13 protein-coding genes are annotated in these 15780 nt (G+C 64.1%); 2 read left to right on the forward strand and 11 right to left on the reverse strand.

Annotation, left to right across the window (positions count from 1 at the left end; translation table 11 throughout):
* Positions 1–82: 82 nt before the first annotated feature.
* From QMG84_RS12830 to QMG84_RS12880, 11 genes are all read right to left on the reverse strand, one after another.
* Positions 83–310, reverse strand: a complete 228-nt coding sequence (locus tag QMG84_RS12830; protein WP_281928330.1) for a PLP-dependent transferase — start codon at positions 308–310, stop codon at positions 83–85.
* The gene (locus tag QMG84_RS12835; protein WP_281928331.1) at positions 303–2390 is read right to left on the reverse strand and encodes an acetate--CoA ligase family protein; all 2088 of its coding nucleotides are present in this window, start codon (positions 2388–2390) and stop codon (positions 303–305) included. Before QMG84_RS12835 ends, QMG84_RS12830 begins: the two co-directional genes overlap by 8 nt.
* Positions 2387–3388, reverse strand: coding sequence for a coenzyme M biosynthesis enzyme XcbE (xcbE, locus tag QMG84_RS12840; protein WP_281928332.1), 1002 nt, complete (start codon positions 3386–3388; stop codon positions 2387–2389). The genes QMG84_RS12835 and xcbE overlap by 4 nt, the downstream gene beginning before the upstream one ends.
* Positions 3385–4746, reverse strand: coding sequence for a 3-sulfopropionylcysteine synthase XcbD (gene xcbD, locus QMG84_RS12845; RefSeq protein WP_281928334.1), 1362 nt, complete (start codon positions 4744–4746; stop codon positions 3385–3387). The genes xcbE and xcbD overlap by 4 nt, the downstream gene beginning before the upstream one ends.
* A complete protein-coding gene (gene xcbC / locus QMG84_RS12850) occupies positions 4743–6254 on the reverse strand; it encodes a 2-phosphosulfolactate phosphatase XcbC (RefSeq protein WP_281928336.1) in 1512 nt (503 codons plus the stop codon). Before xcbC ends, xcbD begins: the two co-directional genes overlap by 4 nt.
* Positions 6251–7132 carry a phosphosulfolactate synthase gene (comA, locus tag QMG84_RS12855; RefSeq protein ID WP_281928338.1) on the reverse strand — a complete coding sequence of 294 codons (882 nt, stop codon included), beginning with the start codon at positions 7130–7132 and terminating at the stop codon, positions 6251–6253. The genes xcbC and comA overlap by 4 nt, the downstream gene beginning before the upstream one ends.
* The gene (locus tag QMG84_RS12860; RefSeq protein WP_281928340.1) at positions 7129–8043 is read right to left on the reverse strand and encodes an XcbA family protein; all 915 of its coding nucleotides are present in this window, start codon (positions 8041–8043) and stop codon (positions 7129–7131) included. Before QMG84_RS12860 ends, comA begins: the two co-directional genes overlap by 4 nt.
* On the reverse strand, positions 8043–8903 hold the full coding sequence (locus QMG84_RS12865) for a CoA transferase (RefSeq protein ID WP_281928342.1): 861 nt from the start codon (positions 8901–8903) through the stop codon (positions 8043–8045). Before QMG84_RS12865 ends, QMG84_RS12860 begins: the two co-directional genes overlap by 1 nt.
* Positions 8900–9856 carry a CoA transferase subunit A gene (locus QMG84_RS12870; protein WP_281928344.1) on the reverse strand — a complete coding sequence of 319 codons (957 nt, stop codon included), beginning with the start codon at positions 9854–9856 and terminating at the stop codon, positions 8900–8902. The genes QMG84_RS12865 and QMG84_RS12870 overlap by 4 nt, the downstream gene beginning before the upstream one ends.
* Positions 9853–11448 (reverse strand): GMC family oxidoreductase, encoded by a 1596-nt coding sequence (locus QMG84_RS12875; RefSeq protein WP_281928345.1) that lies wholly within the window; start codon positions 11446–11448, stop codon positions 9853–9855. The genes QMG84_RS12870 and QMG84_RS12875 overlap by 4 nt, the downstream gene beginning before the upstream one ends.
* Before the next feature lie 299 nt (positions 11449–11747).
* Positions 11748–12878 (reverse strand): cobalamin-independent methionine synthase II family protein, encoded by a 1131-nt coding sequence (locus QMG84_RS12880; protein WP_281928347.1) that lies wholly within the window; start codon positions 12876–12878, stop codon positions 11748–11750.
* A gap of 506 nt (positions 12879–13384) precedes the next feature.
* Between QMG84_RS12880 and QMG84_RS12885 the strand changes: the two genes are divergently transcribed.
* Positions 13385–14941 (forward strand): FAD-dependent oxidoreductase, encoded by a 1557-nt coding sequence (locus QMG84_RS12885; RefSeq protein WP_281928348.1) that lies wholly within the window; start codon positions 13385–13387, stop codon positions 14939–14941.
* Between the two features lie 10 nt (positions 14942–14951).
* A complete protein-coding gene (locus QMG84_RS12890) occupies positions 14952–15719 on the forward strand; it encodes an SDR family NAD(P)-dependent oxidoreductase (protein ID WP_281928350.1) in 768 nt (255 codons plus the stop codon).
* The last annotated feature ends 61 nt before the right edge of the window (positions 15720–15780 follow it).

The following is a 15780-nucleotide window of genomic DNA, read 5'->3' on the forward strand; positions in this document are numbered from 1 at the left end:
GAACGCGCTTCCTTGGGTGATCGTTTCGTGATGATCTCTGGCTGTTCTGGCGGCGGAAAGTCGACCCTGCTGGCTAGCTTGGTTATTTATCGCCCGTAGCCCAAGCAATCGGATTGCGGGTGCGACCGTAGACATAGCCATGCGCCTCGCCGCGGAAAATCGCCTCTCCTTCCTCGACGCTCGGAAAGGCGTAGGTGGACGTCATGAACACCGAAGGGGTCAGAGCGCCCAAGAAATTGCTCGCCTCCTGACCTTCGTGAATCGCGCGCGTTGCAAAACCGCGCTTCTTATTTTTCAGCCTTTCACGCATGAGGGTCCCCCTCCGCGTTGCGGATTCGCATACGTACGTCGACGATCTCGAATCCGTCACCGGATGCGATCAGCGGATTAATGTCGAGTTCGTCGAGCCAGCTCGCGGCGGCGAACCATTGGGAGACGTCGGCCAGAAGGCGCGCAAACATTAGAATGTCGATCGGCGGCGCGCCTCTGAACCCTTCGAAAAGCCTCCGCCCTTTCAGCTTCTCCACCATGCGCACGGCTTCGTCTATGTCGATCGGCGCCAAACGGACGCCGATGTCGTTGAAGGCTTCGATCCAAACGCCCCCCAGACCGGCGAGCACGATCGGACCGAAGGAGGGATCGCGCCGGCCGCCGATGACGAGTTCGAGGCCCGGCTTCGCCTGCCGCTGCAGGAGCGCCGGTCCCGGTCCGAGCCGATGGCTGAAATCCGTGAAAGCGCGGGCGACGGAATCACGGTCGGCAAGACCGAGGCGCACGGCGCCCTGGTCACTTTTGTGGACCAATCCAGGGCGCTCCGCTTTGAGGACGACCGGGAAGCCCATATGTTCCGCAGCGGCGGCGGCTTCCTCTGCGGATGAGACGCAGACCAACGGCTCGATGGGGAAGCCCGCCTGCGCGAGCAGTGAAAATGCCTGAGGCGTTGGCGCCCAGCCATCCGCGTCGCACAGCGCCGGCGCGGCGCTCGAAGCGGCAACCGTATTTGGTCGAGCATCTGCGGCCCGTGCGCTGGTCGCGGCGAGCGCCGAGGCGGTCCCCGCCGGCCACAGATGACAGGGTATTCCGGCCTCGAGCAGGCGCGCGCGATTGGCGTCGGCCACCCTTGGCGCGACCCAGCAAATGTGAAGCGGCTTTTGCGACCCTGCATCCCGAGACTTGCGAAGCGCGACCGCAACCGCGTCGCCCACTTCCGGCATGAGCGCGGAGCGTTGCAGCAACACGGGAACAACCGCGTCGACTTCGTCGCTCCTCATGAGCGCTTCGACCGCAGCCCCATACATCTGCGGAAATCGCGCCCAGTCGGTCGTCACGTCGACCGGATTGGCGGGCGATCCATGCGGCGGCAGCGTCTGTGCAATTTTTTGCTGCAACTCCGGCGAGAGTTCCGGAACGGCGAGGCCTTGCGATTCCAGTAGGTCGGTCAGTTCGACGCCGACGCCGCCCGAATTGGTGATGATGCCGATCCGTCGCCCCCGCAAGGGCGGCTGACGAGCGAGAGACGCTGCGACCTCGAGCAGCGAAAATCCGTCGTCGACGACATGCGCGCCAGCTTGACGCAGCGCCGCCTCGGCGACCACGGAGTCGCTCGAAAGCGCCGCCGTATGACTCGCAGCCGCGCGTTGCGCCGAAGGATTCCTGCCTGTCTTCAACGCGACGACCGGCTTGGACGACGTTATCGCTGCAATCGTCTCGAAAAGGCGACGGCCATCACGAAACGACTCGAGCAGCAGCGCAATGACGCGCGTCTCGGGATCGCTGCCGAGATAGGCGATGATATCCGCTTCATCGACATCCGCCTTGTTCCCGAGCGCCACGATTTTCGAGAATCCCATGCCCTCGTCGATCGAGCGCGAATAAGCGGCCATCCCATAGGCGCCGCTCTGCGTGACGAGCGATATGCCGCCTTTTCTCGGAAGTCCGATGGAAAGCGAGGCGTTGAGCCCGCAATGCGCATTGATGACGCCAAAGCAATTGGGCCCGACCAGCCGAACGCTATGTGTTCGCGCGGCCTCGATCGCCTTTTGCTGCAAGAGGGCGCCTTCCGCGCCTGTTTCGGCAAAGCCGCCGGAAATGACGACGGCGACGGGTATGCTTGCGCGGCCGCAATCCTCGATGACCGATGGGAGCGTCGCGGCCGGCGTCACGATGATGGCGAGATCGACAGGCGACGGCGCCGCGTCGAGACGCGGAAAGGTCGGACGGCCGAGCAGTTCGGTTGCGCTCGGGTGGATGCCGATAACGTCTCCGGCAAAGCCCGACTCGGCGGAAGCGAGGTTGCTCAGGAACAGCGCGCCGGCTTTGCCCGGCGTGGCCGACGCGCCGACAACCGCCACGCGGCGCGGGTTGAACAAAGCTGTGCGCCAATCGCTCATGACGCCTCCATGCCTGTTGTGAAAAGCGCCGGCGACCCGCCGGTGTGGAGGAACAAAACGTCGTCCGCGCTTGCATAAGCGCCGCGCGCGCACAGGGCGCAATAGCCCGCCATTGCCTTGCCGGTGTAGACGGGATCGAGAAAGATCGCCTGCGCGCGGGCTGTCGCTCCGATCGCCTCTTGCCCTTCGCGCGACGGAACGCCATAGCCCGCGCCAATGAAGCCGTCGTGAACGCGAAACGCCACGGAGTCCACGTTGACGTCACTGCCGATCAGCGCCGCGCTCGCCGCCGCGAGACGGCGCGCCTGCGCCGTCGCTTCCGATGCAGGCCTGCTCACCGTAAAGGCTTCGATCCGCCATGGGGCAGCGAACAGCGCGGCCCCGAGCAGCCAACCTGCGAGCGTCGCTGCGCCGCCAACAGGCATGACGACGCATCCGGGCGACACGCCAAGCGCCGCGCATTGCGCCATGGTCTCGCGCACGGCGAGCGCGTGGGCGAGCGCTGCAAGCGGACAGGCGCCGCCGCGCGGGATCACATAGGGGCGCCTGCCACGCGTGCGGATATCGGAGGCGGCCTGTTCCAGGCCGGCGTCAACCGAGGCGCGATCCGCGTCGCCAGTGAATCGAATAACCGCGCCGAGCATGACCGTGAGGCGGTGATTGCCTTCGGCGCGCGGCGAAGGCGCGCCCCAATAAACCATGCGGCTGGCGAGCCCCTCAAGTGATGCGATCGCGGCGGTTGCGCGCACGTGATTGGACAAAACGCCCGCGCCCGTCACCAGCGTATCCGCGCCTTTTACAAGGGCGTCCGCTACGACGAGGTCGAGCGCGCGCACCTTGTTGCCGCCAAAGGCGACGGGGATCAGATCGTCGCGCTTGAACCAAAGTCTCGGACCGCCGAGCGCAGCGGACAATCGCGGAGCCGCGTGTAAGGGCGTCGGCTCGGGGATAAGCGACAGCCGTGGCAGAGCGTCCAGTCGCGTAGCCCATCCCGTCATGTCGGCGCCTTCTGTGCGAGCAGACGATCGACGAGCGCGACGCATTGACCCGTCTGCGCGGACGGATCGAGCAGCCGCGCGATTTCGTCGTCACCAAGATGCGACCGTATGGTCTCGTCACGCGCGACGACGTCCGGGAAGGAGCGGCCCTCCGCCCGCGCGACAGCCGAAAGGGACATCACCAGCCGATGCGCCTCGGGTTTGCCGATGCGCCGCGCGAGCGCAACCATCACGCCTTCCGAAAGAGCGAAACCGCCATTCGCCGCGAGATTGACGCGCATGCGTTCTGCATCGACTTCGACAGTCTCGAGCAGGGCGGCTAGGAGCGAAAGGGCTTTGCCGGCGGCCATGGTCAGCTCCGGAATCGCGTTCCACTCTACTTTCCAGGACCGTCCGTCGCGCTCGTGATCATGCACCAGACTCTCGAGCAGCAGGCTCGAATTGGCGCGCACGACGCGGGCCAATGTTCCGAGATGCTCCGCCGTCTCGGGGTTGCGCTTGTGCGGCATGGTGATGCTGCCGACCCCTTTGGCGAGCGCCGCCTCCCGCAGCTCGCCGATCTCGTCGCGTTGCAGATTGTATATCTCATGGCCAATGCGGTCGGCGGTCGCCGACACGAGCGCGAGGAGTTGCCCCCACTCGGCGTATCGATCCCGGCTTGCGGTCCAGGACATATCGGGGACAGCGAGGCCGACGCGCTCCAGGAAGCGCTGTTGCAGCGCAAGCGCATCCGTCCCGAGCGCCGAAAGGCTGCCGACGCCGCCACAAAGTTGACCGACATCAGTGCGGGCGGCGGCTTCGTCGAAGCGCATTCGATGGCGGCGTAACTCCGCAAGCCAACCGGCGACCTTGAAGCCAAAGGTGATCGGGAGGCCCTGCTGGCCATGCGTCCGCCCGGGCATGATCGTCTGTCGATGACGCCGGCATAGGGCTTCGCAAGCTGCCATCGCGCGTTCAAGATCGTCACTGAGCAGACGACGAGCGGCGCGCAGGGCAAGCACGAGCCATGTGTCGGCGACATCCTGCACGGTGGCGCCAAAGTAAAACCATTCGGAACCTGACGAAGCGCAACGACGCGCGACGGCGGCGATGAGGCCAGCCGTCGAATGCGCGGTCGCTTGATATCCGTCGCGACACTCAGCCAGAAAGTCGTCGTCGACGCACAACGAGGCGCAGGTCGTCTTTATGTCCTGCGCCGCGTCGGATGGAATCACGCCGTGCTCGGCCTGAACTTCCGCAAGGATGGCAAGAAGCTCGATCCATCTGCGGGTGCGCGGAATGTCGTCGAAAAGCGTGCGCATCTCGGGCGTGGACCAGGCGCCACCATAAATCGCGGAGGCAAAGGACCAGCCTGTCATCGGGCATCCCCCGCAAAGCTGCGCGCCTCGGCGAAAAGCGCATCGATTGCGGCCTTCCGGTCGGCCCGCCTCTGCGCAATCTGTCCCCGGCGCTCGCGCGCCGCTCTGCTCAACTCTTCCGCCATCGCGGCCACTTCTTTCGGAGAGGCGCATCCGACGTCTTTTCGCGCCCCCACGCAACCCGTCACATCGAGCGCGCAGGCGAGTATGTCTGCTGTGTTTATGACTTCCTCTCCAGCCCCGGCGCTTCGCAGCGCGGCGCCCAGGTCTTCCGGCGTCGCATCCGCGAGCGTCCGCCCTTGCGCCTCCAGATTTGCAACGAGCCGACCAACCGCGCCATGCGCGCGCCGATAGTCGATCTTGGCTTCCGCGGTAAGTCGTTCAGCAAGGTCGGCGGCGCAGACAGCGCGATCTTCGAGCGCCTGCAAGGCGCGCTTCTGGTTGAATTCGAGATCGTCGACGCATTCGGCCACGAGCAGAGCCGCCTCTCCCGCGGCGCGCAAAGCCTCAGGGATTGCGCCGTAAGCATACAGGCGATTATCCATCTGCCCGGACGGCGTGCGCCCCGCCGCAGCAACCCCGGCCTGCACGCCAAGGAGCCGATTGGCCGTGGCGCGCGCAAAAGCGAGAGCGAAGGGGTTGCGCTTCTGCGGCATGATCTTGCTGGCGCGAGAATGGCGGTCGGCCAGCCGAACGAAGCCGAACTCGGCGCTCGCGAAGATCATCAAATCTTCCGCGAGGCGACTGAGATTAACGCACACTGAGACGGCGATTGCGCAGGCCTCGATGGCTAGATCGTGCATCCACATGGCGTCGCGCGCGTGCCGCACCGGCGCGGTGAAGCCCAGGCGCCTTGCGATCGCTCGCCGATCCTGCGTGATTACCGAGCCATTGGCGCTTCCGATGCCCGCGGGACATTGGTTCATGCGCGCGTAAAGCTCGATCGACCGATCGGAGTCGCGCAGTAACGGCCAAGCAAAGCTTTGAACGTAATGCCCGAATGTCGTCGGTTGCGCGGCCTGCAAATAGGTGTAATCGGGCATCACACTGTCCTTGTGGCGCAAGGAGACAGCGCTCAACGCCTCGATGGCGACGCCGAGCGCGTCGCATAGATCGCAGATCGCCCCGCAGACCTTCAGATGATAAGCCGTCGTCAAGGCTTCGCGCCTGGCGCGCGCGACCCCGAGCCAGCCTGCGGCCGCCGTCTTGCGCGTGAGCCAGGCTTCCCGATTCGTGTAGAGATCCCCAAATTCGGGACGGGGTTCGAAAGCTCCGGCCCGTTGCAAGTCGAGTAGCGCGCCGATCAGCTCGCGCGCCGGCGCCTGCGGAATGACCCCGGCGTCGGCGAGGCAAAGCGTGTGGGCGAGATCGACCCAGCCGACCATCTCGGCAAGGCCCATCTGTCCGTCGAGTTCCTCGCTGAACGCCAGGGCGACGAGGCGCGCCGACGGCGATTGTGAAAGGCGCTCGCCGATCTCCAGCGCCCCAGCGCGCGGATCGTCGCTCATTCGTCGCTCGCAGTTGATGAAAGAGTTTTATCTTCGATGCGTGCGGGGTCCCAAACCCCGGCGTCCCTCGAATGCTTGGCGACGGCTGCGAAGCTCTCGAACCGCAGGCCGCAGCGTAGCGCCTCGAGCGCCAGACACTGGTGAGGGGGAATGTTGCCGAGGCTCACATTGGCGCCGAAGCGACAGACGAGATAGGCCTGCTGCGCGCGTAGCGGCGCCTCCCAGATCATGCGGGACGCAGCGTCCCCGACGAGCCGCGTCACCTCATCCAGATAGGAAGAACGAATGTCGCCCGCACGATCGTAAATTCCGACGCCTTGGCCGCTCTCCCTTCCTTCGATGATCACCCATCTCGCGCCCCATTCGAGGTCGCGCAGGACCTGCGCGGCAAGTTCGTCGGCGACGGGTTGTCGGGCCGGATCCTTTCGTCCCACCTCTGTGATCGGCTCCAAACCGGCGTTTCTGGCGCAATCGATCATCCGGCGGCGACGTTCCCCGGGGAGGTCGATCGTGCCCTCGGAAATTTCAACGGCTTCAAATCCGAGTTCGGCGGCGCGCGTCATGAAGACGCGGCAATGCTCCTGCACGACGGCCGCCTCGAGAAGGGTCCCGCCCGGATAGGACACAATATTGTGGCTGCGCAGCAATGAAAGCTTCGCTTCGAGCGCAGCGCGCGGCATCAGGGCCGTCGTCCCGAAGCCGAATTTCCAGTGGTCGATATGGTGGGCCGCGAGGTCGAGTATATCGCGCATGGCCGATAGGCCGAGGCCGGTGTCGATCACCATGGTCACGCCGGCGACGCGCGGCCGGCGCAGGCGTCGATTGACGATCGCATCGAGCGACCAGACGCCTTTCCAGGCGGAGTCGAGGCTATTCACGACTGCGCCTCCAAATGCTGGGACAGCGCCCGGAGGGCGCGTTCGACCATCGGCAGGTCCGCTCCCCACGGCACGATTAGCGTCTCCCCGTCGCGCTCGATGTCGAACTCGAGCAAACAGCATTTCAGAATAGTCGGCTCGCTTCGTCCTCCGGCGATGACGCGCGGACACATTTCGATACGTGGCGGCTCGTCGCCGTAATAGTGTCGGTGAAACTGAAGGCTTCGTTCGCAGCCGATCAAGGTCCACGCTTCGCGCGCCGGCGGCCGCTCGTCGAGATAGTGGATCGGCGCGCCGAGATCGTCGAGGCCGCCGGATCGGCAGGGTACGAGAAAGGCCGCGGGCGTTTCGCTTACGAGCGAGGTCAGTTCGATGCGCTCGAGGATCGGGACGATGGGCGGCAGATCGGCATAGCTGAGCACGTGGCGCACCAGATCGAACAGCTTGGGAGGCTCCGGCGGCGTGACCTCGACGACACGCAGCATGAGAGGCCGCGGATGGTGGATGAAATTCACGTGGTCGAACTTGCCCTCGCAGATCAGTGTACGATCGGCGCCGACATTATGTTCAAGCGCCAGCCGCGCCAGCGCCGAACGGTTGCCGCAATCGGTCTCAGGATCACGGACGTAGACGCACGTCTCGGGGAGACCCAGCACTTCGACGCCCATAATCGGCGAAAACAGCGGCGCGCGGTCCCGCGCGCTCACGGCCACGACGGCGTGCCGGGAATCGGGTCCGCAAAGAACAATGAATTCCGTGCGTCGATAAGTTTCGCGGCCCAGCAGATGCCCGACGATTGCCGGTTCGGTCATGTCGCCGGCATAGGGCTGCACGCTGACGCCACGGTAAGGCAGGGGAACGACATTGAGCCTGTCCAGATAGGTCGGCGCGCAGGCAAGCCGCTCTCTCATTACGCGCGCTCCTCACGCTGCTCGACGAGGTCGAAGCGCCGCTTCAAATCCAACGGCCGGATTTCCTTCTCGTGCACGCGCAGCGGATCGAGCTTGCGGATCAGATCGACGACGGACCGCGTCGGCGGCGCGATGACGCCGACGCGATCCGCCATCCGAAGCGCAAAGCCGGTGTTTTCCTGCGCGTCCTCGATCGTCGTGTCGGGATAAAGCGCGACGAGGCGCATATGGCCATCCGCCTCGTAATCGAAAAGACCGAGCTCTGTAATCAAAAACTGCGGGCCGCGGCCGCGATGGCCATATGCCTTTCTGGGCCGTCCCGCAGCGTCGCGATGGCCGAGATTTGTGATGAAGTCGCAAGCCTCGACCAGCCGAAAGCGGCGTCGTCCCTTCGCGTCGATCTCGGCGCGATGCGCGGGCGTCCAGAGGGTGACGCGTTGCGCATCGCATGAGAGATTGCCGCCGCCGCCGCCGCCCGGAAGCTTCATCGCCATGTGCGGCGCGCCGAGCGCCGTCACATTGCAATTGCCCCACCGATCGATCTGCAGACCGGAAAGAAACATCCGCCCAAGCCGCCCGGCCGCTGCGAGATCGAACAATTCTTCGATGCCGAGCGAAGCGGCCGCGCCCTGATCCATGGCCCAGTCATTGGATGTAGGCGTCAGGAAACGCGGCGCGGGGTCGACCCCGTAAGTGGCACCGGCGACGAGCCCCATGCGCGGCGCATGCGTGCGCTTGGCGACATGCATCGCGAGTTGCACGAGGGGTGAGCCAAAACCGTGAAAGACGAGCTCGCCGTCCTGTATGGTGCGCGTCAACGCCGCGATCATCATTTCGCCGAGAGTGCAGCTTGCAATCATGCCGGCGCCTCGTCGCGATAGAGGTTCATCCAGGCGTCGTCGCCATTCGCCCAGGACGCGAGCCGCGCGCGCGTGGCCTCTCCGCCGATGCGGGCAAGATAGGCGTCATGGGACGCGGCGCCGTGCACGAAGACGTCGAGGTAGGTGCTCTTGAAGCTTTCAGCGCCGGCGCGCGCCGCCGCGTGGTAGAGCGCCGTATGCGGCCGGTCGTATCCGTAGAATGGATAGCATGCTGTCGGATGGGCGCCCATCGGCGCTTCGCAGATTGCTGCGACGTAGAAATAGGGAAGAACAGCGCCGGGCATGCCTTGCACGTCCTGCGTCGTCACGATCTTCTCCACGGTCGCCAAAACAAGTTTCGACGCGCGTGCGAAAAGCAGATCGGCGACCGGCGGCCCTTGAATGACGAGATTGCCCTTCTCGTCCCCATATTGGGCATGGATCAACGCGACGTCTGGCTCGAGCGCCGGAACGAGAAGCAACTCCTCTCCAGTAAAGGGGCAGGTCATAAGCCTGTATTCAGGGTGCAGCGTCATAAAGCCCGTGCCGCGCACGGAGCGTATCGGCATGAACGGCAATCCCTGGATCGCCGCGCGCAACTGCTGCACCAGCGTATAGCAGCAACTGTCCGCGGCTTCGACCGCGCCGGATTCGAGGGCGCGGCGGTAATTCGGCGCAAGGCCGAAATCCTGCTCGAAACCGACATAACTCTCGGCGGAACGCGCCAGGGCGCCGCCCGCGCAGAGAAGGTCGACGTCGATGCCATGCGCCGAACCGACGACCGTCAGACCCGTCGCCCCTCTGCGCAGCAGCGCGCGCAAGAGCGCCATGGGTTCGCGAGACGACAGGCCGCCGCCAACCGCGACGACGGCGCCGTCGGGGACCATGGACGCAAGTTCGTCCAGAGTGCGCCGCTTGTCCGGCTCGGTTCGAATTTCGCGCGGCGACGTCATGGGGCCCCCGCGGACTGGCTGCGGATCATGTCGGCGGCCTTTTCGGCGATCATGATAACCGGCGCGTTAGTGTTCCCGCTGACGATCGTCGGCATCACCGAGGCGTCGATGATCCTCAGTCCCGTGACGCCCTGCACGCGAAGTTGCGAGTCGACGACGGCCATGTCGTCGTCGCCCATCTTACAAGTTCCCGCCGGATGCCAAGTCGTGGACGCGGTGCGGCGTACGAATGCTTCGATTTCCGCCGTGCTTCTCGCCGCAACGCCCGGCGCAATCTCCTCGCCGCGAATATCGTCGAACGCTTTGGCGTGGAGAAGCTGCAAGCTGCATTGCACGCCCTCGATGGCGAGTCTCAAATCGTCGGGATCGGCAAGGTAGTTGAAATCGACGGACAGGCGGTCGAGCGGATCCGCCGATAAGAGCGAGACGGAGCCGCGGCTGCGCGGGCGATTGACATAGGCGGTGAACGTCAGCCCATGTCGATTGGTCGGCCCTGCTTCCGGATAGTCGGCCGCGAGCTGGGCGAGGAAAAAAAGCTGCAACTCGGGGCTTGCTTCCCGAAGTCTCACGAAGGCGCCGGCCTCCAGAAAATTGGACGCCAGCGCCCCGCTTCGGTCCTTTTCATATTGCCGCCGCGCCGCCGCCTTCTGCGTTTCATCGAGGCCGCCAAAGGTCAGCGGCTGCGTGATCGCGCATCTGACCCGCGTATGCAGATGGTCCTGAAGGTTCTTCCCGACGCCAGGCAGATGGACGCGGACGTCGATGCCCTGCCTGTCGAGCTCCGCCTTTGGCCCAATGCCCGAAAGCATGAGCAAAAGCGGCGACCGCAACGCGCCCGCTGAGAGAATGACTTCGCTCTCCGCGCGCGCGGTCTCGGCCGAGCCGAGTCGCACATAGTCGACGCCGACCGCGCGGCGTCCGTCGAAGCGCAACCGCGTCGCGCACGCGTGCGTTAACGTAGTCAGGTTCTTGCGATGGCGCGCTGGCGCAAGAAATGCGTCTGCGGCGCTGCATCGCGCGCCATCGGCGAGCGTCGCTTGCAAAGGGCCGCAGCCTTCCTGCGTTTCTCCATTGAAGTCCGGGTTGAACGGAAGGCCGATCTCGTTTCCTCCCGCGAAATATCGCTCGACGAGCAAACCGGGCTTATGACTCGAGACTGCGAGCGGCCCGTCGACGCCGTGGAAGCGGTCCGAAAAATCACGGTTTCCTTCCGATTTGCGGAAATAGGGCAGCACGTCCTCGTACGACCAGCCCTGCGCGCCCGCCGCCGCCCAACCATCGTAATCGCTGCGATTGCCGCGGATGTAGATCATGTAGTTGATGGCGCTCGACCCGCCGAGCGCGCGGCCTTGCGGCAGGAAAACACGCCTTCCATTCAAATTTGCTTGCGGTGGCGTGCGGTCGCCCCAGTCGAAAGCGCTGTCCTGCAAGCTTCCATACAGCGCCGGCGTCCGAACGAGCGGCGAGTCGCTTTCGCCGCCCGCTTCGAGTAGCAGGACGCGGCAATTCGGGTCCTCGGTCAGCCTGTTCGCGAGCACGCAGCCGGCCGATCCCGCGCCAACGATGATGTAATCGTAAACAGCTTCGCCCATTGTCTAGCCGTCTATTGGAGCACACGTCGGCGCGGACGCCGCCGCGGGCCCGCAACACAGGCAGCCAGACCCGTGGCCCTCTTCCCACGGGTGTCTCTCCGCCATCGTCAGCTCGGGCGTTGCGCGTCGGACTTTGCAGTTGCCGCAAACCCATTCCGCGGGCATGCGGCAGCCGGCGAGGACGAGCGCCCTCGTGACGTTCCCGCAATCGGGACATGCAATGGCAAATACGGGCATGGGCGCGGCTCCAGCGTGATCAAAGGGGCGCGGCGGGTACCTACCGCCGCGCCGCGAGAGGATCACTCGGCCGCGATTGGTTGCCTTATTTGTTCACGCACGAGCTTCACGCCTTCCACGAGAGCGTGCAGCTTGTCCTGTGCAATGTAGCGTTGCAGCAAGATGAGGCCGCAGTCGGTCGTCACGCCGAGACGGTCTGCCGGAATGACCTTCAACAGATTATTGATGCGCTCCGCCACCTGCGTCGCGGTCTCGGTGATGGTGCTTTTGACGTCGATGACGCCGGCCCAAAAATCCACATTGTCTGGCAGCGGGAATTCCTTGAAGGCGTCGAGGCCCGACATGTCGTCGATGCGGCGACCGCAGTTCTCGAGGTTCAAGACGTTTATGTTAGCCTCGTAGGCCTTCGGCACGATTGCGCGAGTCGCCGCCGGCGCCTTCGCGCTATCCTTACGCTTGGTCAGGTCATAAATCTCGCCGGGCTTACCGGTCTCATCAGGATAATAGGCAGGCGTGCCGCCCCAATTGCCCCAGCACACATGCACGACGATGCGCGCGTTTTTCACGCCCTCGACGGCCGTGTTGAACGCCTCGATGGCCCAGTCCTCGAAGAAATAGGGCCAGGTGAACTCGTCGAGCTGAATGAAGTCGACGCCGAGCGCGTCGACTTCGCGAATGTCCTCATTCATTGCGGCGGCGATAGCGAGGGCGCGATCGCGCGAACTCTTATAGAAGAGGTCGTTTGTGCACTGCGCAAGAACTTGAACGCCGGTATATTGAACTTTCGTCGGTTTGCTCGTGGCGCGCTTCAGGGCGCGCGCTTGCTCTACCATGATGGCGCCGCGGCGCTTGATCTCCTGCTCGACCGTGCCCGTGTGGAGGCGGCTGTAGATCGGGAAGCCGAGATGACCACCGCTCAGATTATATCCGAGCCGGCGGAAATAGTGGTACACTGCCGTGTCCGCGTAGTTGTCGCCATGCACGCGCCCGTCGGAAATAATATCCAACCCCGCGCGTTCCTGATCGTTGGCGATCGCGCCGATAGCATCCTCCAAAGCTTCGCGGCTAAGCGAATCCGGCGGCTCCCGATTGCCCTCGAACTGCCTGGCGAAAGAAGCGTCCCACCAGCGCGGATTGGGATAATTGCCGACCATGCTGGTCGGAATCAATATATCTCGGCCACTGATCTTCATGGGTCCCCTCCGTCGACTTTTTCTTCGAGCTTCGATTGGACCGCATCTCATCCATTCAAAAACCGAAACTGATGAAAGTCAACGCAGGGACGCCGCGTTAGGTTCCTTGCACGCACCCGACGGGAGGCAAAGCAGCGTCACAGCGACGAGCCTCGACCGTGTAGTCCCATTGCCGATTATGTCGGTCCGCCGCGCGCCTCGATCACCCAAATGAATGAAGCGGAGTTGGACTTTTCGCTGGGCGCGCCTTGTTCGAAAAAACGCGATCACGCTTTTCGGCTATGCGGGTCTCGCCTTGGGGATCGCCATCAGGCAAATGAAAGGGCATGGATGACCTTTGGTTCGTCATCATCGCCAGGGCAAAGTTTCTGATCCGTAGCGCCATCGAGATTTGAAGGCGCCTGGTTTTGACGGCTCCAATTTTCTGGAGTGTAATTCCAGCTTACCCGGCACGTCATCGAACGCCTGATCAAATCTGTCGGCGAGTAGCGTAATTGGAGAATGTGATGACGCTGCGTCGGGGCTTTCTAACCATCTCGCAATGGGCGGAGAAAATCGAAAACGCGCTCGCGCATCCGCAGGACGTCGGTCCGATCCGCAACATCGACGCGGGTGACGAACGTCCCTTCGACGCCATTTTCATTGGCGGCGGCGCCGCGGGCAGGTTCGGCGCGGCTTATATGCGCGCAATGGGCGGAAGGCCGCTGATCATCGATCGCTGGCCCTTCCTGGGCGGCTCGTGCCCCCATAACGCCTGCGTGCCGCATCATCTGTTTTCGGATTGCGCCGCAGAGCTCATGCTCACGCGCAGCTTTGCTGGGGAGCTGTGGTTCCCGGATCTCAGGGGGAAGATCGTGAGCATCAAGGAGGTGGTCGACCTCTTCCGCAAAGGACGCACGGGCCCACACGCCGTGATGAATTATCAAAGCAAGGAGCAGCTCGATCTCGAATTCGTGCTGAATGCGCCGGCGCACATTCTCGATGCGGGGGCGGTGGAAGCCGCGGGCGAAATTTTCCGCGCGCGCGCCCTCGTGCTCGCCTGCGGCGCCGCGGCGGCCCCATTGGATGCGCCGGGCGCGCATCTTCTTGGCGTGCACACCTATGCGAGCATTGTCGAGACGCTCGACAAGGAGCCCGGGCCGACGATCGTCGTCATCGGCGGCGGCAAAACGGCTGTGGAATATGGCTGCTTCTTCAATGCAACCGGCCGCCGTGTCGTGATGCTCGTGCGTAATCGCCCGCTCGACATGATCGCCGACGGAGAGACGCGCGGCTATGCCCTCGATCGCATGCGGGAACAGGGCGTCGAAATCGTCGAGGGCGCGCATATCGTCGAGATCATCGGAGACGCCGAGGGCCGCGCCGCCCGTGTGATCGCGGAGACGTCGACAGGGCGTCTCGAAATCGAAACGGACTTCGTCTTCCACGCGCTCGGGGAGCGGCCGCACTCGGACATGGCGGTTGAAACACTGGGCGTCGAGGTCGACGCAAAAGGCGCGATTGTCGTGGACGACGCGTTGAGGACGTCGATCCCCGGCGTCTATGCGGTCGGCGACCTCATCGGGGCGCCCATGGAAATGTTCAAGGCGCGCAAGAGCGGCGCCTTCGCCGCCCGTTCTATCATGGGCGAGGCGGTGAAGTATCGTGCGGCCGATTGGCCCGACTTTCTGCATACGCATTATGAAGTCAGCTGGCTTGGTCTGGGCGAGGAGGCGGCGCGGGCGCGTTACAGCAATGTCGTCGTTCTCAAATTGCCGCCGGACACGCCCGACGGGCTGAATGTGGGGCTGCCGGCGGGCGACCGTACGATGCTCTACGCAATGGCGCGCCCGCACATGTCCGGTTTCCAGAAACTGATCCTGGACGGCGACACCCGCCGGGTGATCGGCGCTCATCATGTCGGCTACGGCGCGAAGGATGCGTTTCAATATCTGAATGCGCTCGTCAAGCGCGGCCTGACGATCGATGAACTCGGCGATCTGGACGAGCTGTTCCTGAACCCGACCTATTTCATTCAACTGGCGCGGCTCCGAGCGGGCCAGAGAAAACTCACGAGCATGTAGCGACGCGCAGATGACCGGACGCGTTTCAGGAAAGACGATCATCGTGACGGGCGGCGGCGGCGGCCTCGGCCGCGCGATCTCTTCCTTGCTCGCTGAGGAAGGCGCCGCGGTGGGTGTCATCGACGTCAATGGCGCGGGCGCCGAGGACGTCGCGCGGTCGTTGACGGAGGATGGCGCGAGATCGATTGGCTTGGGAGCCGACGTTTCGGACTGGCGCGCAATATCGAGTGCGGCGCGGCAGGTCGGAGAGGCGCTGGGAGACATCGACGGATTGGTCAATAATGCCGGCGTCGCCGCTCTCGGCTCTGTGCACGAAGCCGACGCAGAGTCCTGGCGGCGGATCATGAATGTGAATGTCTCTGGGGTCGTCCTGGCTTCCAAGGCGGTGTTGCCCGGCATGATGGAACGGCGCCGCGGCGTGATCCTCAACATCGCGTCGATCGCAGGCCTGGTCGGCATCCGCAACATGGCCGCCTATTGCGCGTCGAAAGGCGCCGTCCTCAGCCTGACGCGCCAGATGGCCGCCGACTATGCGTCCTTCGGGATTCGGATCAACTCGATTTCGCCCGGGACTATAGCTTCGACCGAGATGGGCCTGCGCCTGCTTGGCGGCGACGAATCCCCCGAAGCGCGGTCACGCCGTCTGGCAAGGTATCCCATGGGTCGATATGCGACGGCGGAGGAAATCGCCCAGGCGGCGCTCTTCATGCTGAGCGACGAGGCCAAATTCGCGACGGGGAGCAATCTGATCCTGGATGGCGGCCTGACAGCGGTTTGATTTGCATTTAGCTTGTCAGCGCTGGCGTCCGCCTGAAGTAGGTTGGCCCCGTCATCTTTTC

It is taken from the genome of Methylocystis iwaonis, assembly GCF_027925385.1.
Classification (GTDB): domain Bacteria; phylum Pseudomonadota; class Alphaproteobacteria; order Rhizobiales; family Beijerinckiaceae; genus Methylocystis; species Methylocystis iwaonis.

What these genes read in the sequence shown, in the direction of transcription:
- QMG84_RS12865 (WP_281928342.1), bottom strand. Translation starts at nt 8,903, where the DNA reads ATGATTGCAAGCTGCACTCTCGGCGAAATGATGATCGCGGCGTTGACG.
- xcbD (WP_281928334.1), bottom strand. Translation starts at nt 4,746, where the DNA reads ATGACAGGCTGGTCCTTTGCCTCCGCGATTTATGGTGGCGCCTGGTCC.
- xcbE (WP_281928332.1), bottom strand. Translation starts at nt 3,388, where the DNA reads ATGACGGGATGGGCTACGCGACTGGACGCTCTGCCACGGCTGTCGCTT.
- QMG84_RS12880 (WP_281928347.1), bottom strand. Translation starts at nt 12,878, where the DNA reads ATGAAGATCAGTGGCCGAGATATATTGATTCCGACCAGCATGGTCGGC.
- QMG84_RS12870 (WP_281928344.1), bottom strand. Translation starts at nt 9,856, where the DNA reads ATGACGTCGCCGCGCGAAATTCGAACCGAGCCGGACAAGCGGCGCACT.
- QMG84_RS12890 (WP_281928350.1), top strand. Translation starts at nt 14,952, where the DNA reads ATGACCGGACGCGTTTCAGGAAAGACGATCATCGTGACGGGCGGCGGC.
- QMG84_RS12830 (WP_281928330.1), bottom strand. Translation starts at nt 310, where the DNA reads ATGCGTGAAAGGCTGAAAAATAAGAAGCGCGGTTTTGCAACGCGCGCG.
- QMG84_RS12875 (WP_281928345.1), bottom strand. Translation starts at nt 11,448, where the DNA reads ATGGGCGAAGCTGTTTACGATTACATCATCGTTGGCGCGGGATCGGCC.
- QMG84_RS12835 (WP_281928331.1), bottom strand. Translation starts at nt 2,390, where the DNA reads ATGAGCGATTGGCGCACAGCTTTGTTCAACCCGCGCCGCGTGGCGGTT.
- xcbC (WP_281928336.1), bottom strand. Translation starts at nt 6,254, where the DNA reads ATGAGCGACGATCCGCGCGCTGGGGCGCTGGAGATCGGCGAGCGCCTT.
- QMG84_RS12860 (WP_281928340.1), bottom strand. Translation starts at nt 8,043, where the DNA reads ATGAGAGAGCGGCTTGCCTGCGCGCCGACCTATCTGGACAGGCTCAAT.
- QMG84_RS12885 (WP_281928348.1), top strand. Translation starts at nt 13,385, where the DNA reads ATGACGCTGCGTCGGGGCTTTCTAACCATCTCGCAATGGGCGGAGAAA.